Genomic DNA, 24,087 nt, shown 5'->3' with positions numbered 1-24,087 from the left:
GAGTCAAGCGAGTCTGGTCCACGGCGGGAGTCGCGGCGTTGACGGGAGCTTTGCTCCTCACTTCGGCCCCTGTCGCGTCTGCGGACTACGTCCGTGATCAGCAATGGATCATGGACGTTTACACCATGGAAGAAACCTGGGCAGAAACCCAGGGCGCAGGCGTTACCGTAGCGGTCATCGACACTGGCGTGGACGGAAGCCATCCGGATCTGACGGGTCAGGTTCTCAAGGGTAAAGATTTTACCGGGGCTGGCGACCCTCAGGAAGATAAAGTGGGGCATGGCACGTCGATGGCGAGTCTGATTGCCGCTCATGGCCATGGCGCCGGAAATGGCAGCGGCATGATGGGTATTGCCCCGAAATCGAAGATTCTCCCGCTTCGTGTATTGCAGGAGAAGGATGAAAAGCTCCTGGACGAAGAGTGGGCGGCCGCTGTACGTTATGCGGTTGATAGCGGGGTGAAGGTTATCAACCTGTCCATCAGTAACGAGGCTGGCAAGACCCTTCAGGTGGGACAGGAGGCGATTGCCTATGCGCAGGCGCATGATGTGCTGGTTGTCTCTGGCACTGGAAACGAGGGTGGCGCAGTCGGATACCCCGCGGCACTTCCCGGCGTTGTTGCGGTAAGCGCAGTGGACAAAAATGGGGAATTCTGGGAAAGCTCTGGGGCTGGGAAAGAAGTGGATTTGGCGGCTCCAGGAGTCGACGTGCTCTCCGCCGATCCCACTAACCCGAAGAGGTACAGCCTGGCCCAGGGAACTTCAGACGCCACAGCCATCGTCTCCGGAGCCGCAGCCCTAGTCCGCTCCAAGTACCCCGACCTGACCGCCGGCCAGGTCGCCAACCGCCTGATCAAGTCGGCCTCCTTCCTCGGTCAGAAGGGTCTGACGGCGCCCGACGACAAGTACGGCTACGGAGTGGTGCGCCCCAACAAGGCCGTCACCATGGACATCCCCAAGGGACCCAAGGAAGGCCCGCTCGGGAAGCTTCCCAGCGACACGGCGACGAAGGCCGGCGGAGCCGAGGGCAGCGGCAGTGAAGAGAGCGGTGCGAGCGACGAAGGCTCTTCTTCCGGCAGCAACCTCCCGGTGGTCATCGGTGGAGGCGTGGTGGCCGTCCTGATCGTCATCGGCGTCATCTTCGCCGTGGCTCGAGGCCGCCGCAGCTGAGCAAGCACCTGAGTGGGCCCGGGACATGTGCACCGCGAGGTGCCGCGTGTCCCGGGCCCACTTGTGTCGCTCGCCGCTGTCGGTACCCGCCGCACGCGAACCGTCGACCAGGGTGAGGCCGGTCCCGTCCGGCCCTTGTTCGCCAGCGACCTGGGCTGTCATGGATGCGCAGGTGGGATCGTGCTCGAATGTGGCGGGGGAATGCCCGAATCGCCACGCGTCGCACTCGACTTCCGCGCCCCATGTAGTTGACCACGCGGGCCCGGCGCCGCGGCCCGCAGAGGCAACAGCATCAGGTCGGTCGGCAGCAGCAGCCGCCACCTCCTCCGGCCTCGGGGAACGCCGAAATGGCGAACGCAGTGCCCGCATCGTGGTCGGTCTGTTCTCGGCCTGTTCGGGTCGCTGGGCGCCATCGGTGGTGGTGCGCTCGCCGCGCACATCTACGGCAACAGCCAGCAGGATGTCGCCAATCGGGAATGGCCGGACGGAAAACGGTCAAGGCCGCCAAGGACCTTGGGTGCAAGGCGGTTCTGCGGGCAACGTCGTGGATCCGACCGGGAACATGCCGGCCAGGGTCGCCTGGTCGTGCGTCCCGGAAGCGAGACCAAGAATCAGGAGCTGGTGGACGCGTTCGAGGCGTCACGGACCGTGAACTGGGAGCGGTCCCCGCGCACACTGTGCCCTGAACTCTGGCCGCAGGCCCGGGCGATGCACGTGCCGGTGCGGCGTTCGGCGCGCCTGAGGACGAGCAACTGCCCTTTGCGGTGGGCGTGACCTCCCGGGCCGCCGTTGCTCGATGCGCAGAGTCCTCCCCGGAAATAGGGCGGCCACGACTTCGACGCCGCGCAGGACCGGATCCCGTACGCCGACGAGGCTCAGGTCTTTGGCGCGGATGTCCGTGAGTACTTGAAGGACCTGTAGAGGCAGGCGCGGATGACTGGCGAGGCATGACCAGGTCCATTTCGGCGGGCCGTTCACCCAGAATGGGCTGACCACGACGCGACGGTCGACCATCCGACCGGCGGCTGGAACGCCGTGGTCCCCGGATCGCCGGTCCGGTTGCCGTCGGTGTCGGCGTGGCCATGCGCGTCGGAGGTGCTGTGCTGAGCGTCACGGGCCGACGCAAGGCGGCGGCAGGTGCCGGAGGGGTCCGGTGTCGCCGGAGGGTCAGGGGTGAAACCTGTTCGTCCCGCTTGTCCTCATGCGCTCCCGTACATGCTGTGGAGATCTTGCACCTGTAGCTGTGGGTGTGTCGCCAGGGGTCACGGAATGGTCAAATCCCTTGGTCTGAACGGTAGTTTCACGCAGCGCCGTGTCATGTCGTGGGTTGGGGCAGCAGTGGCAGTGGTGTGTCCCGGTTCTGCGGCTTCGCGGTGGGTGCATTCGTACGGCGAACGTCGTGGACGTAGGGATCTGGGGACAGTGTCGGACAAGTTCTACATCGGCCATAACGCGTTGGAGAAGCTGAGCGGCGCCTTCTCGCGTGAAGCGGACCTGCTGGGCGAGCAGTTGGCGAAGTTCAAGCCGAAGACCGACAGCGAGGCGATTCATGACGGGTTCGGGTTTCTGACCGAGTCCGAGGAAGTGACCTCCGCGTACATCGAGTTGGCGGAGGCGATGACCAAGGCGATCGAGGGGCTCCAGGAGCACGCGTACGCCATTGGCGACAAACTCAACGAGAACTCCCGCAACTCCGTGGCCGCCGACAGGGCGATCGAGGAGCAGTTCAAGGGAGGCGGTCAGTGAGCGACGAGTCGGTTGCCGAGAAGGTCTACGAGGCCGGGCTCGAGCTTGTCAATCCCGGCGGTGAGCCCGATGTGCTGCGGGATGCCGCGAAGGCGTGGGGCGACATGGGGGACGCGCTCGACAAGTTCGTCGTGCACGTCGACAAGGCGGTCCGGGAGGCCACCGGAAGTCAGTGGTACGGGCCCGCCGCCGATGCGTTTCTGCTGCACTGGGGAGAAGTCAAGAAGTCGGTCGAGGAGGCGCAGCCGTCCTTTGATGAGGCCCAGAAGGGGCTGAACGAAGCGGCCGACAAGATCGAGGAGATCAACGACGAGATCCACCAGATCTATCTGGAGATCGGCGTCACCATCGGCGTTTCCATCGCCACCTCGTTCATCACCCTCGGATTCTCCGCCGCCGCGGGCGCCGCGAATGCCGCGCGGCTCGCGGGGCAGGCGACCGCCGCTGCCGCGAGGCTCGGGCGCATTCTGGCCACCATCGCCCAGTGGTTCCAGCGGCTCCGGAACATCAAGGGCTGGGGCCATGTCTTCGCGTTCGCGGGGCGTACGGGCATCGAGTTCGGCAACGGCGTCGCCACCAGCATGCTCAGCGGCAAGGGCCCCGAGTGGGAGAACAACCTGGTCGGCGGTGTCGCCGGGGCGGGCATGGGAAAGGTCGCGGACCTCGCGCTCGGCGGTCGGCTCGGCGGGGGCATCGGTGAGTCGATCGGCATCGGAGCCGCGGGCGGCGCCTCCGGCAGCCTCCTCGGCGACGCGGCCAACGCGTCCGGTCCGTGGGCCGACAAGGACGACGAGTTCGACTGGTCCCAGGCGCTGATCGGAGCGGCTGCCTCCGGCGCGGGCGGCGGCGTCGGCGGTGGCGTCACGCACGGGCCCAGTGGTGGCGCGGATGCCGGCGCGGACGGCACGGGAGGATCAGGTTCCGGGGACGGTTCGGGTGGTTCCGGCTCGGGTGGTTCGGGTTCGGGGGATGGCTCATCCGGGTCGGGATCGGGGTCCGGTTCCGGGTCCGGTTCTGGGTCTGGGTCTGGGTCTGGTTCCGGGTCCGGCGGTGGCGAAGGCTCCGGGGCCGGTGCCTCCGGTAGCGGTACGGGAAGCGGTGGTGCCGCCAACGGCGGTGCCGCGGGCGGCAGTTCCGGTTCGGGCTCCGGGACCGGAACCAGCGGCTCCGACGGAAGCGGAAGCGGAAGCGGAAGTGGCAGCGGAAGCGGCGACGGAAGCGGGAGCGGCAACGGCGGCGGCGAGGGCGAAGGCTCCAGCACCCCGGACCAGCTCACCGACCAGCAGCGCGAGACAATCCGCGACGAAGCCGCGGGCAGCCGCGTCGGCCAGGAGTTCGGCGTCGCCGGCAACCGCATGAAGGAAGCCGACAGCATCGAGGACGACCTCGACGAGAGCCAGCAGAAGACCGCCGACCGGCTCCGCGACCACGCCAACAACACGACCCTGGTGGATGATTTCGGGTGAACCAGAACCACAGCGAGTTCGCTGAAGCCCCCGGCACAGCCGTAGACACGGACCGAGCCGTCCGTCTCGGCGCGTCCCTCGGCTGGGCCGCCGTAGCCGCGCTGGTGGTCCTCTTCGGCGCCTGGCTCTTCCTCCAGGCCTCGACACTGCGGAACGTCCTCGTCCTCCTGGCCGCGGTCGTCGCGGCAGCGTGTGTCGGCTGGGGCATGTTCGTGCGCCGGGCGGCCGGCAGCCCGGACCGCCCGGCCGTGCACCGTGGCCTGATCCGGGCGGCCGCCGTGCCCGCGGCGCGCACCGGCGCGCTGCCCGGCCGGCTCGCGGGGCTCGGCAGGCGGCGCAGGCGTGAGGCGTTGAGTGCCGTCGCCGGGTTCGTCGTCGTTCTCGCGCCGCTCGCGCTCGGCGTCGGCACGCCCGTACTCGAAGGCAAGGCCGCCGACCTCTTGGCCGCCGGTCATGTCGTACGTGAACTCCGCGTCGAGTCCGTACGGGACATCGAGGAGGACGAGCACAAGAACGGCAGCACGTACTTCTGCACCTCGACCGTCACCCTGCCCCCCGCCGACGGGAACGGCCCCGGAAAGCCCGCCGAGTTCCGTTCCGAGTGGGCGGACGAGTGCAAGCCGGGGGATCGCGCGTACGTCGCGTACGCCCCCGGCGAGCCGGAGCTCGGCGCGATCGGTGACAGCGAACGGGCCGTCGTCGAGCGGCAGTTGGACGGGCGCGCGCTCAACAACTGGTGGACCGGGATCTTCGCGCTGCCCGCGCTCGGCATCGTCGCCATGCTGATCGGCGGCGCGGTGACGGCCAGGCGGAACGAGCGGTACCCGTCCGAGCTGCGCGGCGACGAGTCCGTACTGCGTGTCCGGATCACCGGAGTCGTACCCTCCGCCAAAAACGGCAATGGGAACAACGGAAACGGCAACGAGAGCAGCGCACGGCCGGTGCTCCTGGCCTCCGACGCCACCGGCACTGTTGAGTTCCACACGCACGCTCCCGCCCTCGCTCTCGCGCGCGCCGCTCAGGGTGCGCATGGCCATCTGGTGTGGCACCCGGAGCGGAACAGCACCGGCGGGTCGAAGGGCCCGAACCGGATCGGCGCGGCGTTCGTCAGCGACGACGGCTGGTACGTGCACGGCAGCCTCGACCAGGAGGCAGCGCAGCGCCTCAGCACCACGGGTGCGCGAAACACCGGCGGCTCGTACGACAGCTCGTACGAAGCGCGCCCGCTCGACCTGGACGCCGGCTGGATCCTCAGCCTCCCGCAGCGTGTGGCGCAGGCCCTCGTCGTGTGGGCCGTGCTCCTCGTCGCCCTTGCCCTGCCGCTCGCGCTGCCCGGCCGACTCGTGCTGGGCATCCTCGGATCCGCGGGGCTGCTGGTGTCCGGCGGCGTCGTGGCCATGATGCGCATGGACGCCGACGAGGCGGAGCAGCGTGAACGGGCGGCGAGCGGCGGCGCGGGACGCTGACCGCGGAGGAACGCCGAGCGAGGAACGCCGAGCGAGGAACGGCAGTGGGGCCTGATGGGAAAGGCGGGGCCTGATGGGGGCGCTGTGTGGGTGAGGTCCGGGCGCGCGGTGCGGGTGCGGCGGGTCGGCGGGTGGTGCGGGGCCGTAGGGCTCGCGGTCGTCGTGACGGTGCTCGGTGTGTGGCTGTTCCTGCCCGAGCCCTCGCTGCGCCGGACGGTGGTCCTCGGCGCCCTGGCCTGCGGCGCGGTCTGCCTCGTCGTACTGGCGAGGCAACGGGACGCGGCCGAGGAGGCGCGGGTGGCCGTCGGTGTACCGGAGGACGCGGCCCCGTCGACTCGGTTCTCACCCGTACGGGAAATTCCGGAAGGGACCGGAGCGGCGGAAGGGACCGGCTCGCCGCGCGTTCCCGGCCTGCCGCACGCGCTGCCCTCCCGCCGGTCACAACAACTCCGCGAGCTCACCTGGGGTTTGGGCCTGACGACCGGGCTGCTCGCGATCGTCGCGCTCGCGCTCGGGCGGCCGCAGCCGTCGGACCAGGTGGCGCGGCTCGGCGCGGGCGGGGCGGTGTACGCGGAGGCCCGCATCCTCGAGGCCGGCAAGGCTGAGCGGCACGACCCGAGCCGCGGCTCCCCGTACTACACGGCCCGGGTCGTCGTAGAGCTCCGCGGGGCGAACGGGGCGCGCGGCACCGCGACCGTGCGGGCCCGCTCGGCCGAGCCGCCGCGCACCGGCGACCGCACCGTCCTCTACGCGCCCGACGACCTCGGCCTCGGCGCGGTCTCCGGCCGGGCCTCGCTGCGCGACGAGCTGGCGGGCCGCACCTTCTCTCCGTTCATCACCTGGGGTTCGTCGGGGTCTGGCTCCTCGGCGCCGCGGTGACGGTCGGCGCGGTCAGGACGCGGTACGGACTCGGGCCTTACGCGCGCCTACGGGCGGCCGATCGGGCGGTGCGGGGTACGTGTGTGGGCGTGCGGGAAGCGGAATCGCTCACCGTGGAGGCGGATCCCGCCGGAGGGGAGGGGTGCCCCGGACGGCCCGTACAGTTCCGGTTCCGTACGCCGTTCGACGCGCGGGCCGTGCCGGAGAGCGTCAAGGGCCGGTCGCTGTGGCTGAGTTGGCAGCCGCCGTCCCGACGGAAGGGCGCGGACGCGGAGTTCCGCTCGCCTGCCGTGCTCGTCTTCGACTCGGGGCTGGTGGTGCACGGGATGCTCAGCGGTACGGAAGCGGAACCTCGGGAGGCGGGTGGTGCCGGGGCCGTGGCGACCACCGAGGCCAGGGCGCTTCAGCTGTGGGACCCGGGGGCGTTCCGGGCGGCGCTGGTGAGCCGGTTCGCGCTCGGGCTCGGCGGTACGGCTGTGCTGGGGGCGGCCGTCCTCACGTACGAGATCCCCGACATGCTGCGGTGGGTCGTGGGCGCGGTGACCATGCTGTGCGGGCTGGCGTTGCCGGGGGAGCTGACGAGGGCGCCGGCGGAAGGTGAGTCGTCCGGGGCACGCGCACCGGCAGGGACCCCGTAGGGCCGTAGGGCGGTGTGGCCGTGGGGCTCAGACGAACAAGCTCGCCAGCCAGCACAGCCCCGCCCCCACCAGGCCGACGCCGAGGAAACCGATCACGGTGCGGCGCAGCGTGCTGCGGCCCGATTGCTCCCAGGCCGCCTCGTACGTGATCTGGCTGCGGCCGAACGGCGCGTACCCGGTGGCCGTGCAGAAGATGCCCAGGCCGATGAGGACGAGCCCGCCGAGCGAGCCCGAGAACCAGCGCAGGGCGCGCTTGCCGTCCGTCGCGACGTAGTCGCGGTCCTCGCCGAGGTGGGTGAGGGAGAGCGCGGGCCCGCCCTGCTGCACGTCCAGGAGCGTTCCCTCCGGATAGCCGCGGCGGGTGTCGACGTACGCCCGCGAATCCCGTTCGCCCTGCGTGCCGGGGGCCGGTACGAACGTGCCGTGGCAGCGGACGTTGTCGGTGCCGCGGCGGCTGCGCCGGGAGGCGTTGTGGTGGAACTTCGCCTCGCACGACGTCACCTTCAACGTGCCCGCCGTGCCGGCGAAACCCGCCGCGTACACGCCCTCGTACGTCGAGTAGCCGCTCAACAGCAGCCCGAGGATCAGGAAGACCGCGCCACCGAGGCGGCCGATTGTGTGCGTCACAGTGCTGCCACCCTTTCCGTGCGGACTGCCTATCACACCGGCGTACGCGCGATACTGCACGGGACGAGAGTGAGGAGCAGCGACATGGCCAGGCACGGCGACAACTCCCCGAACCCGCGCAACCCGGAAGGCCCTTCGGACGACGACCGCGGAGCGTGGGACGAAGCGCTCGAACCGGAGCAGCAGCGCGCCCTGAACACTTCGCTCCGCCAGGTCAGGGACCTGCCCGGCGCGAGCCCCGAACTGAAGGACATGGCGAACAAGCTGCTGTCCGGCCGGGTCTCGATCCGCGACATCGTGGACGACCCGTCCGGCTCCCGCGTCTTCGGCGGCGGCGAGTTCGCGAAACTGCGCGGGCAGTGGGAGTCGGCTTCGGACGAGGAGCGGGACCGGCTGCGCAACGACGTGACGCCGGACGACGACGCGGGCCGCGACGCGCAGGGTGACGACGAACAGCCCCGCCGCTCCCAGGAGCAGGAGCAGCCGAAGAAGGGGCAGGGGCGGCACAGTGGGGGATTCTCGCTGTACTAGGGCGCTGCTTGCCGCCCGTCGTGAGGCTCGGCGGAGAGTGCCGTGAGGGGAGGGCGGTGGCACGGTGGATGGTGGCGGTGCGCCGAACCGGCCGATGGGGTGCGGAGTAACGTGCGGATGCCGTTCCGCGGAAGCTGCCAGACCCTCCGCTTGCCCACCCAACTCGCCAGCACAGCACGTGACTTCAGCCGCGACGAACTCAGCTTCGCGCCGCCGACTCCTCACGGATTGACTCAATGGGACTCTTCGACAAACTCACCGGAACAAAGCGCCCTGCCGACAACATCGCCCCGCGATCCGCGGCTGAGGTCCATGCGGCCCTGCTCGGTCTCAATCGCCCAGACGTCCCGTACACAGTCAGGGACGGGAGCGAAGAAGGCGCCGACCTGGTGGCCGAGTGGCGCATCCTGGACCCGGCTTGGCAGACCTTCTTCGTCCGTACTCAGGTGAGCCAGGTGTTCCAGGTCCGTATGCGTCTCGTTCCGGAGAAGAACGAGATCCGCACCCTCGACCAGCAGTACGACGTCACCTGGGCCGGAGACACTCCCAGCCTGGCTATCGCAGCAGAGGCCCAACGCGGCCAGGTACAGACGGTCTCCAAGCGCTGGACGCTCGGTGGCGAAGACGGCGGCCTCGAGTGGACCGAGACGTTCCATTTCGACAGCAATGACCTGAAGGATCCGCTGCAGGCCACCGTCCTGGGTGCGGGGTGGACTTGGCGCGGAGTCATCACCGGCAAGCTTTGACGCTGGTGGGGACACATCCCCGCTGATGGTTCGTTGGGGGTGTCCCGTCCGGCTCCCCCTGCGAGCTCGGTTTCAGGCGTTGCGCTCGCGTGCGCGGTTCTTTTTGTAGAGCGCGATCGCCTGCTCGGTCGGGAAGTTGGGAGTCCCGTAGGACTTACCGGTCTCCTTCGACACGACGATCTTCCCGCCGCCGGGCTCGGCGGGCCGCGCGGGGCTGCCTTCGGGCTGCTCCACGGGCGGCAGGACCGGGTAGATGAGAAACCCCTCGTCGAACTCGTGCACGACCAGTTCGGCGGGTGAGCCGTCGGCCAGCTTCGGCTGGGCGTAACGGCTGTGGAAGATGGCGAGCGCTTCTTCCGGGGTGGTGGGCGGAGTGTGGGCTTGCTGATTCGGGTCCGGCATTCCGGAGGGCATGTGCGGGTCCTTTGCGGGGTTGCGCGGTCGGTCCGGTGGGGGCAGGTCGGTCGAGTGGGGTCAGGTCGATCAGATCGGTCAGGGGGTGAATCCGGCGTCCTTGGTTAGACAGGCCATGGGTGGTTGAGCGCGATTGGTCCTGTCGTCGGATATGCGCCGGGAGGCAGTGTCAATCGGCCCTCCCGTGGCTCCTCACCGGTCCGTGTCTGTGTCCATGGAACCGTCCAGGACGTGTTCCCAGTGGTCGGCGTCTTCGGTGGCGGGATCAATGGCATTGGCCCATCGCCTGAAGCTGCGCAAGGCATCCCTGCGCTCGAAGATAGTGGTGAAGTCGCTGATCAGGAACTCGTGGTAGAGGCGAAGGAGGATGCACAGCTGTCGCAGTCCGCTCGCCAGGGTCACGGTTTCGTAGGCGGTGCTGCAGTCCTGGTAGACGACTCCGGTGCTGCCGTCGAGAAGGACCTGAGCTTCGACCCATTCGCCTACGCGGAAAAATGGTCCTGCACTGGGCGGAGGCACATCCTCATCCGGCCATGAGGTACGGAGGAGTGTGGTCTCACTCAGGTCTGCCGTGCTGACGAACGGCAATTGAGCGGAGAGAGCAGGAAGACCGGCTTCTGTGAGGAAACGACGTGTCCCTGCGTGCGTGAGATCGGCGGGCAGGTCGTTCGCCGAAACGGGGTGGCACGTTCCCGGGCCGAAGGTGGCTTCCATCCAGGTGCGCGTCGGGGCATCGGCTTCCAGGGCCTGCTGCGGGCACTGCCAGAGGGCCGAGTGCGTGATCGGCTCGACGTAGGGTTCGCCGGCTGCGGGGGGCGTCTGTCCACCGGCCTTCGCGAACTCCGCAGCCACCCGCACGGCGAAGGCTCCGGAAGGATGGACAAGCAGCCATTCCCTGTCCGACAGACGCATCGAACCGCGAGCCCTGAGCTCGTTGTGACCGGTCCATGTGAAATCGACCTGGTGGTAGTGGAGCACCTCACGGACCGGGGGCTCGGTCTCGGGGGCGGGCCAGGAACCGTATCCGGCCGCCAATGACGAGAACTGCTCGGCATCCGTGGCGGTCACCCCGTCCGCGGACCGGCCGGCGGCTCCACCCAACGGTTCCTTGACACGACCGAACAAGCCGAAGGGACGGCATGTGGACCAGGTTGTGCGCCACGGAAGCCTGGATCCTGTCTCGTCGATGGCCCGGACAAGGTCGTTCCGCCCACGGTTCAGCGCACAGTGACGCAGCCAACTCACCCACTCCTCGTGGGGAGTCGACGCGAGCCCCAGCCGCTCCAGATAGTGAGCGTCGATCGAGATTCCAGAGTCCTGCGGCACGCCGCCCCGGCTCAGGCTGAAGGGCCACGTGACAGCGAGCGCCTGCAACAGCCCCTCCGCATCGAGGTTGGCCAGAGCGACTCCGTCGTCAAGCAGTTCATCCAGAACGCCTGCGCCGACCGCGTGAAGAGCGAGGGTCTGCGCGGCGTACTCCCCGACGGGTCCGGTATCCCGCCACCTTGCACCGTCAACGCGAGCCCCGAGGGAGTTCATCAGCGACGCGACGACGGTGTCGTGCTCAGGTCGTCGCAGCGCTCGGATGCGATGACGTGCCGATTCGGCCCGGAAGCCGACCTGGCCGAACCCGTCACCGGAACGGGGACCGGTCACGACCAGGAGATCGGCGAACTCGGCCGTCAGCTCGCGCAGTTCCTGCTGCGTGGCGGGAATGCCGAGGCTCCGGCACAGCTCCTCCCAGACCAGCAGGGGTACACGCCGCAGCTCGGCCGTGGCCAGCGCCCTGAGAGCCGGATGCTCTGCCACGAGAGCCGTCAAGTCGGCGTCGGTGAGCACAGGGGATGAAGGGGGCGCGAGTGTCACTTCGTTGCGCTTCGGGGCGACCACCCATGGCTTCTCCGCCGAGCGCTCCACGATGAACTGGGTGTACGGCCGGGCCGACCGCCTGAAGGCGTCGATCATGTACCGGCTGATCCGGGTCGGCTCGTCCGAGGTGACAGTTCATGGGCCTGGTGCACGTTCGCCAGTAGCGCGACGCCACCTTGGCGCATCGTCCGGGCACCATCGGCGAGCGAGCGCTGCTCGTCGGCCACTCCCCAGTGCGTGAGGAGGCGACGGGCCACCTCGTCGGCCCGCAGCCCTTGGCAGTCCACGTACACGGACCCCGGAATACGTTCGGACAGTTTCTGCAACAGCTCGGTCTTCCCGGACCCGGCTGCTCCTCGGATGGCGAACGTCCGGTAAAGACGGTCCCGCTCCACCAGCCAATCGTTGATCCGCTCCAAGGCCTGATCGGTCGTCAGGTCTACATCCCCTTAAGCATCAAGCTTCTTGAACCACACCGCGTCAACCCTTCTGCGGCGCGGATGCGCTGCAGAACAGCTCGGGGTGCAGCCGGTGGTCTCGCACGAGCGCCCTCAGAACACCCCGTGCCACATCTGCTCGACGATCAACGACCACCAGGTGTCGGGATTCGCCTGCGCCGTGCCGTCGATCGCGGCGAGCTGCTCCTGCAACTCGGCGACCGCTGCCCCCGCCTCGTACGGATTCATGCCCACCATGCGCTGCCTGGTCTCGGCGAGGAGGGCGAGGGAACGGGCGTACGCGGACAGGGAGATGTTGACGTAGCGGGCGCTGGCGGTGACGGGGTCGATGGCCCAGATGGCGCCGAGGCCGTTGGGCTCGGTGGAGCCGGGCAGGCACTGGACGGCGATGACGGCGACGCCGTCGAAGCCGATGCGGATGAGGTGGCCGAGGACGGCGAGTTTCTCCTCGCCAGCGGGGCTGCGGCGCTCGCGCAGGTTCGTCGGTACGTCGGTGAACAGGCCGCCCGCGGACGGTGCTTCGGGGTTGTCCGCCGTGAAGAAGAGGGGGAGATCGGCGGGGAGGCCGGCCTCGGTGAGCGTGGCCTTCGCGGTGTCGGGGAGGCGGCTCTCGGCGACGGCCTCGGGGGCGTAGTGGCGTACGCCGTCGTGGCCGAAGACGGAGGTGAGGTGCTCGCCGAGGGCCTCGTCGGAGAGCGGGACGGCGGGCGTCACCTGCGTCGGGACGGGGACGCGGTGCGGGCGCGGCGGGGGCTGCTGGCCGGCCATGCGGTGGGTCTGCTCGACCTGTTCGATGAGGGCGGCGATGCCTTCGGTGCGGGCCTCGGGGCGGGTGCCGTAACCCTGGCTGCAGGACAGGTGCGCGTTTCGGAAGGTGTTGAGCAACTCTGCCGTGTAGCCGCCGGGCAGGAGGCTGGGCCGCAGGTCGGTGTGGATGGCGGTGACGCTCTCCGGTGGGACGCCGAACCGCCGCAGCTCCGCCACGACCTGGTACTCGCTGGGCGGCAGCCCCGGGTACGACGTTCGGAAGAGCGTCCTCACCTCACCGGACTCCGGGTCGGGGTAGGTGAACACTGCTGTGTTGCCGGGCCCGGTGACCGGACGGGCGTCGCTCTCCGCGGCTGCCCCCTGCTTCTGCCGGTACATCCGGACGACCTCGTCCACCGGAACCGAAGGCCACACGGTCAGCCCACCCGTGTGACGATCCACAACACCGCACGCGTCTCCGATCTCGGCGGGTGGACGACGCTGGCCTGTCTCCGTATCGCGCTCGACTGGGGCTGGTGCAGCCCAGACGACCCAACCGAGGTCGAACTCGTGCATCCGGACCTCGCGTCGAGGAGTCTCCGCGCCACTCCCATTGAGCCAACGGTCGGCGATGGTGAGCGCCTGCTCCTGGCTGGTCACGAAGCAACTCCTTCACGTTTCGGCTGGGATGACTGAGGGTTCACGAGCCTAGCTCCCCGGCGGGCGGCAGGATACGCAGGGCTCTCGCCCCGCGACCGGTCGCGAAGAGGAGGACACCCTCAGGGGACAGGTCTGCGCCCGTGATCGGCTCGTCGCTGACCAGCACCGCGAGGAGCTCTTCGGAGACCCGGTCCCAGATCCGTAGATAGTCGGCCCCGCCGCTGAACTCGAAGGGTGACGCGGCCCGTTCCTCCTCAGTGGGGCGCAGCACCTGTCGGGCGTCGGCGTTCGCAGGGAGCGCCGAGTCCAGGAGACCGTGCACAAGGAGCGCGGACTCGCCCGGCCCCGGCACGGGAACCGCACCGGGAGTACCTTGCGGAACTGCCAGGGCGGCCACCGGGACTGTCTGTCCGTCCGGCCCCTGCAGCGTCCCCACCGTCGCTGCGTGGATGCCGTCGACCCGCAGGCTCCACAACGTCTCCCAGGGCAGATCGAGCCCGAGCCGCCGCACCGCCGCCGCGTACTCGGGCAGTCCGTCCTCGACGAACGCGCTCTCCAGCACCGCCGCACGCAGCGCGGCGTCCGCTTGGATACGGGTGAGCAGTGGAGCCACGCGCAGATACGCTCTGGCCGGTGCGCCCAGCGACTCCACCGGAACCGCTTCCACGGCGGTCCGCAGCGAAACCGGGTCCGCATACACGAACAGACCTGGGTCCGTGAGGAGTTGGGGCAGTAGCCCCGCCTCCAGGGTGTGTCCGGCGATGTGGTCGCGTACGTACGGGTCGGCCTTGCTCCAGTCCTGCCCGGGTACGGCCGCCAGGAGCGCCATCGCGAACTGCGACTGGGCGGTCCGCACCTGGGGGAGCCAGGCTCGGATCTCGGTGCCCAGCGCCGGATGCAGCAGGCGGATCAGCGCTCTCCCAGGTGCACCGGCCTCGCCCGATGCACCTACTTCGACCAGCTCCACGAAGGGGCCGACGAGCAGCATGCCGTTCTGGACGGCCTCGCTCATGTCCGCCCCGGCCAGCGCCGTGACGAGCTGCGGCCACAACGCCATAGGCAGTCCCGGCCCCTCGGCCAGTGCGAGCGGAGCGAGCAGCTGACGCAGTACCCGTGGTTCCACCCCTGATCGTGCGGCATGCAGGTCCATCGCCTCGCCGACTGACGACGGCAGCCCGCTCTCGTCGCCCGGTTCGAAACCGTCTGGCACCAACAGGGCGGACTGGACGGCAAGTTGGACCAGGAGAGGGCTCGTGCCCGCACGTCGGCCGATGGCGGAGGCGAGCGCTGTGCGCACGTGGCCGTCGGTGGTGAACGGCAGCTCCGGTGCTCCGAGCTCGGGGTCGAGGGCGGTCGCGGCGTGCAGCACCAGGCCGTCAGGGTCGGCCCAGTCCGGCTGGTCCAGGTCGATGACCTGCGCGGTCCCGGCCGGCAACCCGTCGGTGAGCTCCGCGACGAACTCCCTGGGCACGTCCACGAGGATCCGCACCGTGCCGCACTCGGCGAGGGGGCGGAGGACTTCACGTACGACGCGTGCGGGTTCGTTCGTGGACCGCACCGGACCCGCCCGGTCGACATCGGGCACGACTACGGTCACGGACTCCTGGCGTGCCGACAGCTGCGCGAAAACCTCCTGCACTGTCGACGCCTTCAGGCCGTGGTAATCCGAGACGAGCCACAGCAGCTGGGCCGCAGTCAGCCCCTGCGGATCGGGAACTGCGGGCGGGGGAAGCTCCGGCGGTACGGTCGAGGGGTCCATGTCGTCCAGTGGCAACTGACTCCGGAACCCGGCGTCGCACATCATTAGAAAGCCGCTGACCAGCCGGGACGCACCGCTGCCGGGATCGCCGGTCACCACGATGACCCGAGGCGTGCCGGGCCACTCCATCCGCCAGGCGGCGAGAGCACGCAGTGCCGAGGTGCGACCGCCTATGTGAGGGTGCGGGGCGTACTCGCTGCTCATGGTGGGTGTCCTCCGGAATGCAAGCAAGGGTGTAGCACGTCGATCCTATGGCTGTGAGCGAAGGGGGCGATGACCGGTGCGGACGGATGGTCGGCCGGCCCGGAACTCAATACTCAGCACCCGCGTCGTGGACGGCGAACTTCCAGGTGTTGTCCTCGAATTCGATGAACGGCTCCAGGGCGTTGCTCCAGGCTTCACGGCTGGCCGCTTCGGCGTCGATCTGCCAGCACCACGCTGTGAGCGCGGCCATCGCGTCCAGGTGATCGGTCTGATTGGGGAAGTGGATGCGCCGGAACTCGTCGAACAGCCGCACCATGGCGAAGAACCGGACGAGGCTGCTCCCGGCAACCGGTTCGTGCACACCACCGGTGGTGTCCCGCCACAGCTGTCCGGTGGTGCCGTCGAGGAGTAGTCGGGAGTACATCCAGCCGCCGATCACGTAGAACGGTCCACCGGTAGGCGCCTCGGCATGTGCCTGCTCGCCCCAGGGCAGCTCGGAGCCCGTGCCGGGCCAGGGAACCTCGGTGAGGAACCAGCTGTGAGTGGGCGGGAGGACCTGCAGGTGAATCAGGTCGTGGACGGCGGGAAGCCCGGTGTCGGTGAGAAACCGACGGGCTTCCGGGGAGGTCAGGCCCTGGGGAAGCTGGTCCGGGGACAGCGGGCTGCAGGAGCCGGTGCCGAAGGTTTCTTCGAGCCAGGCGCGCAGCCCCTCCCCTCGGAGTGCCGCGGCGGCACGTTCGGGCAGCGGCCAGGGAGCGGCCGACGTATGCAGCTGCTCTTCGCTCCTGCCGGAGAAGGGCGCCGCCGACCGTGACGCCCCGCCATCCAAGACGCGGACGGCGAAGAGCCCGGTGGTGCCGGAGAGAACCCACAGGCCGGGGTCGCTGTCGAGACGTACGCCATGGGTGACGGACTCGGGGCAGCGTGGCGGGAGCGCCCCCACGCCGGATGCCACCCCTTCCCAGCCGTCATCGGTGTTGCGGGCGAAGACCGCGGAACCGTCCAGCGGTGGATTTTCGGCGCTGAAGCAGGGCCAACTCGCCTCGTCCAGTTCATGTTCCACCGTCTGGGGTGCGTCGAGCGGAACCCCCGTTTCGAGGTCCCAGTCCTGCTCCCGGTACGACTGGAGCGAGGAGTGGAAGTCCGTCCGGGTGCCGGTCGCGGTGACGATCGATCCACCGCCCCGGGCATCCTCGGGCCTGCGTACGCCGAGGGCCTCCACGCGTCCCGGAATTTCCTGGTTCATGGTGAAGATGCCCATGGGGCGGAGCCGGGACCATTCGGTTCGCCAGGGCAGGGGGACGTCGGAGTCGAGGAGCTGTGCGGCCAGTTCGGTGCGTCCCTCGGTGACGGCGGAGTGGTGCAGCCAAGCCACCCACTCCCCTTGGGAGTTCGGCTCGATTCCCTGGTATTCGAGGTAGCGGACCGACGCGGGGACACTGGCGTACGGGACACCGTCCGGATACAGGACCGCCAGTGCCGTGTGCAGATCGGAACGCGCACACTGGGCGAGGACACGGCCGTCGTCCACCACCGGGGACAGGTCACCGGCCAGAGCCGCGTGCACGGGGAGCGTATGTGCCACGTACGCGCCGACCGGACCGAGCTCGCTCCACGTACCACGGGGCAGGGCACGGGCGGCCGCGAGCAGACCGTTCACGGCGTACATCTGCTCGGTGGGTCCCCAGGGCGCGAGTCGACCCAGACTGTGCAGGACGGAGTCGTCCCGGAATCCCACCGCGAGGGCGTCGCCCGAACCGGAGACGACAACGTCAGGCCGGCCCTCTGCAAGGGCCACGAGCTCCGCCTCGGTGGCGTCGACACCGGCCGCCGTACACAGGATTCGCCAGACCTCCACTGGCACCGTGCGCTGCTCGGCCGCCGCGAGCGCGCTCAACCTCGGATCGACCGTCCCGCCCCCGGCGTCAGCGCCGTCGAGAGAGTCCGCCGACAATGTGATGTCGAAGTCGTCGGGGCCGGGGGAGTAGCGGCGCTCTGGCGCGGAGTCCCGCTTAAGAGGCGGTTCCGGCAGGGGCATGCGCGCCGGATCCCGCTCGACCGCGACCCGCGCCTCACGGCCGAGCGACCTACGCAACCCCCAGGCCACCGGGTACACGACCCGCGCAGGCTCGGTCGACGTCACCGACTCACCCGCGTACTGCGCATTGGCGAGCAACAGCACCACGGGCTCACCCTCCGGCGCCGACCGGGCCGCCTTCCTCATACGCAGGAGGACCTCGTCGGCGCTCAGCCCGGTGCAGTCGATCACCACCGATCCGGGCAGCCGGTCCCGTACCGCCTCCAGGAACGCCGTCTTCCCGGATCCCGGCGGCCCACTGATCGTGAGAACCTGACGCCGCTTTGTGGGCAGTTGGTGCCATGCCTCTACCAGCGCCCAGTCCTCGGTGCGGATGTCGGGCAATGGACGTTCCTTTCAACAAGCTGGAGAATTGCCGCCTGGGGAAGACTGTGGTCAGGCCCCAGTCTTCGCATTATTCAACCACATGCGCTCCAAGCGGCCCACGTACGATATGTAATCGGCCTTGACTTTATTGTGGGCATCCTGCTTCGCCTTGTTCTCGACGATTCCATGTTCCTTCAGGAACTCTGGATCGACCTCGCTCCTGCCAGTGAACCCGACCCCATAGTGAATGCGAAGGCGATTTTTCTTCTCGCCCTCACTCAAATTGCTCTCGTCCTGGCCGTCCTCGACCTTGTTGCTCAGGTAGTCGGAGCAGTCCCTGCCCTGGACGGGGCCGCAGGGCTCACGCTCGGTGTAAAGGCTGATCGGATCGTACGGTTGCAGGCCCATTGCCGCACGATGCTCATTGACCTCTTGAATCCAGCGCATGGCGTGGGGCTCGGAGTGGACGCCGCCACCAAATTCGACATTCATGGGGATCGAGCTGTCTATTACGTAACGCACTTCGCCGTTGTTCTCAGGGTCGCGCACTTCGACCACCGCTGTATTCCTGCGAGATTTGTCGAATCTATGCTCCTCGAGATAGGTAATTTCATCCCGCACTCGCTGTGATATCTCGTCCTCAGAGAGGTCCTGACCGGACTTCGATACGCGCTCGTGGATCGCCTCAGCCAAGGCCGCACGGCTGGGAAGCGGCCGCGTGCTGTGATACTGCAGGCCGACCGAATTTATGCCTGCCGCTTCCATCAGTTTCTGGAGGGCCTTCCGTTTCTCCGCGGACCGCTCCATTACCTCAGGGGCGGCCGGCGCCCGCTCGAAGTTCTCCGCTGAGTTCGAGTTGGTCACGGTGGGGTCGAGCGCAGTCCCCACCGCGCTGGTCGCGTGGAAGGCGAGGTCCATCCGCGCAAGAGCAGCGACGACCGCGCCCTGCTGGCCCTCGGTCATGTCGCGGAAACCAGTGAGGGCGTTCTCCAACGTCTCCTTGCGTATGCCGCCCTGTTCAGCGGCGAGGCCGTCGCGGAGCAGTGACCTCAGTTCACCGGACTGGCTCCAGTTGTTCAGGCCTTCGTAGACGGGCCTCAGGTCGGTTTGGAAGACGTCGTTGGTCTCCCGAAGGTGTGCCTGTGAGGGCTGAGGGAGCATGCCGTAGTGCGTGTCGTCCGGCTTCTGCGCGGTGTCGTACGGGGCACTGCCGCGCGGGCGCTCCGGGGTGCCCTCGGAGCTGTCCTTTGACTCATCCTTCTTGTCCGCACCGGCCGGCTCGTCCGGCGCGCGCCGGTCCGTTCCTGCGGGTTCGTTCGCGGGCGTGCGGTCCGCGCGACCCGTCGGCGTGTTCGAAGTGCGCTGCTGCTGGCCGGAGTTGTTGCCCCGCGTGTCACCCCCCGCCGTCACCGGCCGCCGATCCGAGTCCAGCGGAATGGCGAAGACGCCGTTCTTCCCGCTGTGCAGCGGGTGCGGGCTGCGCTGGCCCGTCTGGGCGTCGATGTAGGTGATCTTGCCGTTGTGGTTGACGGCGTTCCAGGCGTGGGCGCGGCCGTTGGCGTCCTGGGTGATGATCACGGCCTGGGAGCCGTGGCCGCTGTTGCGGAGGGTGTTCTCCAGGCGGTTGTACGCGTCCCGCCCGTTGCCCATGTCGTTGAAGCGGGCGCCGAGGGTGTTCTCGATGCGGTCGCGGCCGCCGCGCTCGCCGCGGTCGGACGGGTTGCCGTCGGCGTCCGGGTCCGGTGTGCGGGCGCCGGCCGCGGTCGGGTTGCCCGCGTACGTGTCGACCGTGGACAGGGCCGTGTCGACACAGTTGTTGTTGCGGCCCGGGGCGTCTCTGCCGTCGCCGTTGATGCGCTCGACCCAGTTGCCGTCGTTCGGGTTCGGCGGACGTGTCGGGTCGCCGTTCTCGTCGCGCGGGACGGAGTTCTCGAGGGCGTTCTGCTCGGTGCGCGAGGGGTCGTTGACACCGCCGGGCGGGGTGTTGTCGCGGGTCGAGGAGGCAGGCGTGGGCTCGGACTTGGAGTCGTCGTCCTTGTTGTGCGGGCCGGCGTCGTTGTTGTTCGGGCCCGGCTGCTGGCTCGTGTTGTCCGGCGTCGGCTGCGGGGTGGGCGACGGTGTCGCCGTCACGGTGTGGACGGGGACCGGAGTCGGCTGCTGTTGCGGTTGTTGCTGCGGGGTGTTGGCCGGTGACTGCTGCTGCGGGTTCTGCGGTGTGGCCGGGTTGTTGGGCGTGCCCGGGTTGTTCGCCCCCGGGTTGTTCGGCGTATTGCCAGGTGACTGCTGACCGGGCTGGTTGGCCCCGGGCGTGTGCGACGGAGTCGACGTAGGGGGCGCGGCGTTGGACGGCGAGCCCTGGTGCGGAACCGACGGCCGACCGCCGGGCGTGCCCGAGTTGTTGTCGCTCGGCGTCGTACGGGGAGTCGAGGCCGGGCCCGAGGAGGAAGGATTCGGCGACGAGGGCGGCCCGCCCGCCGACGGGTTGGAACTGGGTGGGGACGAGGGGTTGTTACGGGGTGGCGCCGAGGATGATGCGTTCGGGCTGGACGGCGTACCACCGCTGTTGGAGGGGGATCCACCCGTGTTCGAGGATGTGCGCCCGCCCGAGTCTCCTGCCGACGGTGAGTTCGGCGAGGTGGGCATGGCCCCGCCGTCATTGCGGGGAGCGGAGTTCGAAGGCTCCGAAGACGTAGGCGGGGGAGAGGAGTTGGTCTGAGTCGGCGCGGTCGCGGCGAGGTTGTCGATCTGAGTGCCGACACCACCGTTGCTCGGCGAAGGCCCGTTGTCACTGGAGGACGAGGGCGTAGGAGCCGACTGCGGAGTGGGCGACGAGATGCCCCCCGGGCCGGAATTGCTGTTGCCACCGCTCGGCGTACTGCTGCCGGTGTTGCTCGGTGAAGGGCTGCCTCCGTCCCCGGTGCTCGGAGAAGGCGTGCTGGTCGATGGCCCGTCGAAGTCCGGGAGTGACGGACCGTCCCCGCGTGGTGTGGGCGTGGGGGTGCTGGTCGGCCCCGAGTCGTTGTTGCCGCCGGAGTCGGTGCTCGGCCCGTCGCCGACCGACGGTGCCGAGGGGGCGTCGGCTCCGATGTCTGCCGAAACGGTACTGCTCACGCTCGGACCGGAGTTGGTGGAAGAGTTGGAGTTCGACGTATTCGAGGAGGAGTTGGAATCCGACGACGAGTTCGACGAGTTCGACGAGCTCGATGAACTGGAGTCGGACGACGAACTCGAGTCCGAGGAGTTGGACGAGGACGAGTCCGAACCCGAGGAATCCGATCCACCCGAATCCGAGAATCTGAGTCCGTTCCCGTTGGCCATGTTGCTCAGGGCGTCATTGCCGTGGGTGGACGCCCCGTTGCGTACCGCGCCGCCGGCCTTGCTGCCCAGGCTGTCCCGGAGGCTCTCCCCGAAGGTCTGCGGCGTCTGCCGGATCGCCTCCCAGCCGGCGTCCTTGCCTGCCTTGACGGTCTCGCCGAGGTTGAGGCCCTCCTGGGCGCCGAAGCCGACGTTCACGGACTGCCGTACCAAGTCCGTGACCATGGCCTCGATCGCGGAGACGGCTGGCTCCTTCATGCACTCGATGGCGGCCTCGAGCAACGCCTTCGCCAACTCTTTGAGCAGCCGCCGCACGACCTCACGGGTGATGGCGGTCGCGGCCAGGCTGGCGATGTTGGAGAGACCGAAGGTGACGACTGATGCGGCTGCGGCGGCGATGATCTGCGCCGCCAGAGCAATCAGCTGGACTATGACCGCCATCTTGCATATGACGACGAGCATGGCTGCACCACGAAGCGCCGTCGCGATGTTGTTGGCCGCCTGCGAGGCGTTCTGGAGGTAGCCGTCGCCGCCGTTGGAGAACTTGTCGTAGCTCTTCTTGAACTTGTCGATCGAGTCGCCGGCGTTGTTGTTCAGTACGACCTGTGCGCTGGTGTTCGCCCGGACCTGAATGTCCACGACGTCGGCAGCGAACTTCTCCCAGATCTCGGCGCACTCGACGAGCTTGTCCTCGTCTGCAGTGGGCCAGTGGAAGCCGAGCATCTCGAGGATCCACTCGAGCTCGTCCGGCAGCATGATCGACACGTCGCAGCACCCCCGTTAAGCAACGGCCGTACGGTCCTTGAGACGGAGGCTCGCCCCCTTCGGCAGGAGGGGAGGTCACAGGCAGTACGGCAGAGCCCAAAGCTTACTCAATAACCAGTGGTAGCAGCGGACTTGATTGTCACAGCGCTGCTGCAACCCGCCACGCGAACATCGGACCAACGCAACACAGAGAGGGCTGGCTTCACACGCGGGGCGTCCACTGGGTCTTCACTCCACTCTCGGCTTCGTGCTCCGACGTGAGCTTCGCGTAGAACTCGTCCTCGGCGAGCTCGCCCTTCTCGTGCCGCACGCCCATCTCGCCCAACTTCACGCCCATGCCGCCGAGCCGCTCGGCGAGGCTGCCCATGGCCTCGAACATGCCGTCCCGCAGGCCCTCGTAGACGACGCCGAACTTCTCGCCCATGTCGTCGTCGCCCCAAGGAGGCGTATCGCCCTTCTCCTTGGCGGTGAGATCGGTCTGGAGCGCCTTCACCGCCTTGGCGAAGTCCTGGGCCACCTCGAACATTGCGAAGCCCTCGTCCTTGAGGATCTTCGCTTCGGCGCGAAATCCGGTCACAACTGCCTCCCCCATGACTCATGTTCGACTCTTCAGCATCAGAGTATCGCCCGCCTACGGCCGGTCCCACCGGTCCATTAAGGTCAACCTTCAGTTGACACCGAAGTGTCACAACAGCCTTACGTCCGTGGGATGGAAGGACGCGGCTCGATGTGCCGCCGTCGCTCGGTATGCCTTCCACGGACCGACCCGCCCCCAAGGAGCCCCCGCGTGCCCCCGCCCCCCGAGACCACGAAGGAGCAAGCCCGCGCCGCGGCCGACGGCTGGCTCAACGGCGACGCAGCCACCGGGCGGCGCCGCGAGGTCCGTATGCACGAGTTCTCCCTCGGCTGGGTCGTCTGGGCCGCGCCGCCGCCCGAGGAACGGGACCCGGAGACCGGGGAGCGGCGCCCGCCCGCCGAGGTCGACGCGGCCACCGCCGTCGTGGACCGCCGCACCGGCGAACTCTCCACCTGGCCCGCCCTCCCCGTGGAGGACGTCGCCCGCCTCTACGAGGAGAAGCACGCCCCCGAGCCGGAGCAACCGGAGCCCGACGCTCCACCCGCCCCGCAGCCCGCCCCGCCCCCGCGCGAGCGCCCCGTCACCGGGCCCGGCAACACCGCCGTGTTCACGTACGTCGACCCGGCCACAGGCGAGGAGACCTCGCTGCTGCGCACCTCGGGCCCCGGACTCGCCCCCGCCGAGACGCGTTGCTACGCCGAGCTGCTGCGCCTCAACATTCCTCCGCAGAACGTCACCGCCGTCCACACCGACCTCAACCCCGGCCTCCTGCCCGGCGGTTACACCGGCGAGCTGCTGCTGTCCGGCGCGCTGCCGAACGCCGAGTTCTCCTCGACGCACGAGTACGGGCTGTTCGCCCAGGAGCGGAACGACGGCGCCGCCCAACTCGTCGAGCACGTCGAGTCGCTGTACGCCATCACCGGCCACGAGCCGCCGCCCCGCCCGCACCGCACTCCGCTGCCCTCGTACGTCAGGCCCGCGGCGCCCGTCGCCGACCAGGCCCTCGGGCTGCATCTCGACAAGCTCTTCCACGACGCGGGCGGCGTACGCCGGTTCGCGCCGGAGGAGCTCGCCGGGCTCGACCTGCCGGGGTCCGCGCGGAGCACCCTCCTGGTGGCCGGGCTGCCGGCCGACGTCCCGTTCTTCTTCGGCGCGCCCAAGGAGACCGACCCGGTGCAGGACGCCGCGAGCCATCTCCGCGACCACGGCGCCCAGTTGCCCGAGCCCGTACTCGCCACACTCGCCGGGCACGTACGGATAGGCACCGACGGCTGGGCCGAGATCACCGTGCAGTGCGCGGGCGCTGACGACTGGCGGGGACTGGTCTGGGCGGCGAGCCCGAAGTCCGGCTCCGGCCGCCTGGTCAACACCTCCCTGAACGCGTTCGTACGCTGCCTCGCCCTGCTCGTCGCCACCCGCAACGGCATGGTGGGCATGGACCCCCACCAGGCCGGCGCAGCTGTCGAGGAGTTCCAGACCAGGCTGGCCGCGATCGACTCGCGCGCCCTGGACCCCGACAACTGGTGGGCGACGGTGGTCGATCAGATGTGGCACGGCCTTTTCTGAGCCCAAGTCGGTACAGGTCACCGAAAACCCCGAAGGGGCGGCACCCACAACGGGTGCCGCCCCTTCGGCGTCGTACGAACC

General features: G+C 68.9%; 19 protein-coding genes. 10 read left to right on the top strand and 9 right to left on the bottom strand.

Translation table 11 applies throughout. From position 1 onward, the window contains the following. Window positions 1-110: 110 nt before the first annotated feature. The 6 genes from mycP to RCO28_RS31705 all read left to right on the top strand — a co-directional run bounded on the left by mycP (window position 111) and on the right by RCO28_RS31705 (window position 7,364). Window positions 111-1,169 (top strand): type VII secretion-associated serine protease mycosin, encoded by a 1,059-nt coding sequence (gene mycP / locus RCO28_RS31730; RefSeq protein WP_308944775.1) that lies wholly within the window; start codon window positions 111-113, stop codon window positions 1,167-1,169. 1,422 nt (window positions 1,170-2,591) lie between these two features. Continuing rightward, the gene (locus RCO28_RS31725) at window positions 2,592-2,915 is read left to right on the top strand and encodes a hypothetical protein (protein ID WP_308944774.1); all 324 of its coding nucleotides are present in this window, start codon (window positions 2,592-2,594) and stop codon (window positions 2,913-2,915) included. Then, window positions 2,912-4,381, top strand: a complete 1,470-nt coding sequence (locus tag RCO28_RS31720) for a WXG100 family type VII secretion target (RefSeq protein ID WP_308944773.1) — start codon at window positions 2,912-2,914, stop codon at window positions 4,379-4,381. Before RCO28_RS31725 ends, RCO28_RS31720 begins: the two co-directional genes overlap by 4 nt. After that, the gene (locus RCO28_RS31715; protein ID WP_308944772.1) at window positions 4,378-5,847 is read left to right on the top strand and encodes a hypothetical protein; all 1,470 of its coding nucleotides are present in this window, start codon (window positions 4,378-4,380) and stop codon (window positions 5,845-5,847) included. Before RCO28_RS31720 ends, RCO28_RS31715 begins: the two co-directional genes overlap by 4 nt. A gap of 90 nt (window positions 5,848-5,937) precedes the next feature. Beyond that, a complete protein-coding gene (locus RCO28_RS31710; protein ID WP_308944771.1) occupies window positions 5,938-6,726 on the top strand; it encodes a hypothetical protein in 789 nt (262 codons plus the stop codon). An 89-nt stretch (window positions 6,727-6,815) separates the two neighbouring features. Beyond that, the gene (locus RCO28_RS31705) at window positions 6,816-7,364 is read left to right on the top strand and encodes a hypothetical protein (protein WP_308944770.1); all 549 of its coding nucleotides are present in this window, start codon (window positions 6,816-6,818) and stop codon (window positions 7,362-7,364) included. A 27-nt stretch (window positions 7,365-7,391) separates the two neighbouring features. Here RCO28_RS31705 and RCO28_RS31700 read toward each other — a convergent pair whose 3' ends face one another. Continuing rightward, window positions 7,392-7,991, bottom strand: a complete 600-nt coding sequence (locus RCO28_RS31700; RefSeq protein WP_308944769.1) for a hypothetical protein — start codon at window positions 7,989-7,991, stop codon at window positions 7,392-7,394. 84 nt (window positions 7,992-8,075) lie between these two features. Between RCO28_RS31700 and RCO28_RS31695 the strand changes: the two genes are divergently transcribed. Together RCO28_RS31695 and RCO28_RS31690 are read left to right on the top strand one after the other, a co-directional pair. Further along, complete coding sequence (locus RCO28_RS31695; RefSeq protein ID WP_308944768.1) at window positions 8,076-8,522, top strand: hypothetical protein; 447 nt, start codon at window positions 8,076-8,078, stop codon at window positions 8,520-8,522. Between the two features lie 236 nt (window positions 8,523-8,758). After that, a complete protein-coding gene (locus tag RCO28_RS31690; RefSeq protein WP_308944767.1) occupies window positions 8,759-9,268 on the top strand; it encodes a hypothetical protein in 510 nt (169 codons plus the stop codon). 72 nt (window positions 9,269-9,340) lie between these two features. Here RCO28_RS31690 and RCO28_RS31685 read toward each other — a convergent pair whose 3' ends face one another. From RCO28_RS31685 to RCO28_RS31675, 4 genes are all read right to left on the bottom strand, one after another. Beyond that, entirely contained in the window at window positions 9,341-9,682 is a 342-nt protein-coding gene (locus RCO28_RS31685) for a hypothetical protein (protein ID WP_308944766.1), read from the bottom strand. A 192-nt stretch (window positions 9,683-9,874) separates the two neighbouring features. Continuing rightward, window positions 9,875-11,647 carry an SUKH-4 family immunity protein gene (locus tag RCO28_RS31680; protein ID WP_308944765.1) on the bottom strand — a complete coding sequence of 591 codons (1,773 nt, stop codon included), beginning with the start codon at window positions 11,645-11,647 and terminating at the stop codon, window positions 9,875-9,877. Continuing rightward, entirely contained in the window at window positions 11,644-11,946 is a 303-nt protein-coding gene (locus RCO28_RS39505) for an AAA family ATPase (RefSeq protein WP_374991287.1), read from the bottom strand. Before RCO28_RS39505 ends, RCO28_RS31680 begins: the two co-directional genes overlap by 4 nt. A 156-nt stretch (window positions 11,947-12,102) precedes the next feature. Beyond that, window positions 12,103-13,191, bottom strand: a complete 1,089-nt coding sequence (locus RCO28_RS31675) for an SUKH-4 family immunity protein (protein WP_308944764.1) — start codon at window positions 13,189-13,191, stop codon at window positions 12,103-12,105. Window positions 13,192-13,206: 15 nt separating this feature from the next. Here RCO28_RS31675 and RCO28_RS31670 point away from each other — a divergent pair, with 15 nt between their 5' ends. Then, a complete protein-coding gene (locus RCO28_RS31670) occupies window positions 13,207-13,452 on the top strand; it encodes a hypothetical protein (RefSeq protein ID WP_308944763.1) in 246 nt (81 codons plus the stop codon). A 4-nt stretch (window positions 13,453-13,456) separates the two neighbouring features. Here RCO28_RS31670 and RCO28_RS31665 read toward each other — a convergent pair whose 3' ends face one another. The 4 genes from RCO28_RS31665 to RCO28_RS31650 all read right to left on the bottom strand — a co-directional run bounded on the left by RCO28_RS31665 (window position 13,457) and on the right by RCO28_RS31650 (window position 22,440). Continuing rightward, the gene (locus RCO28_RS31665) at window positions 13,457-15,379 is read right to left on the bottom strand and encodes an ATP-binding protein (protein ID WP_308944762.1); all 1,923 of its coding nucleotides are present in this window, start codon (window positions 15,377-15,379) and stop codon (window positions 13,457-13,459) included. A 106-nt stretch (window positions 15,380-15,485) separates the two neighbouring features. Further along, complete coding sequence (locus RCO28_RS31660; RefSeq protein WP_308944761.1) at window positions 15,486-17,801, bottom strand: SUKH-4 family immunity protein; 2,316 nt, start codon at window positions 17,799-17,801, stop codon at window positions 15,486-15,488. 51 nt (window positions 17,802-17,852) lie between these two features. Then, a complete protein-coding gene (locus RCO28_RS31655) occupies window positions 17,853-21,854 on the bottom strand; it encodes a toxin glutamine deamidase domain-containing protein (RefSeq protein ID WP_308944847.1) in 4,002 nt (1,333 codons plus the stop codon). Between the two features lie 211 nt (window positions 21,855-22,065). Then, a complete protein-coding gene (locus RCO28_RS31650; protein ID WP_308944760.1) occupies window positions 22,066-22,440 on the bottom strand; it encodes a hypothetical protein in 375 nt (124 codons plus the stop codon). A gap of 210 nt (window positions 22,441-22,650) precedes the next feature. On the opposite strand from RCO28_RS31650, the gene RCO28_RS31645 reads away from it, so the two are divergent. Next, window positions 22,651-24,006 carry an SUKH-4 family immunity protein gene (locus RCO28_RS31645; RefSeq protein WP_308944759.1) on the top strand — a complete coding sequence of 452 codons (1,356 nt, stop codon included), beginning with the start codon at window positions 22,651-22,653 and terminating at the stop codon, window positions 24,004-24,006. The last annotated feature ends 81 nt before the right edge of the window (window positions 24,007-24,087 follow it).

It is taken from the genome of Streptomyces sp. LHD-70 (assembly GCF_031157275.1).
Classification (GTDB): domain Bacteria; phylum Actinomycetota; class Actinomycetes; order Streptomycetales; family Streptomycetaceae; genus Streptomyces.
Note: the sequence above shows the minus strand (reverse complement) of the source record. Positions and strands in the feature narration are given on the sequence as shown.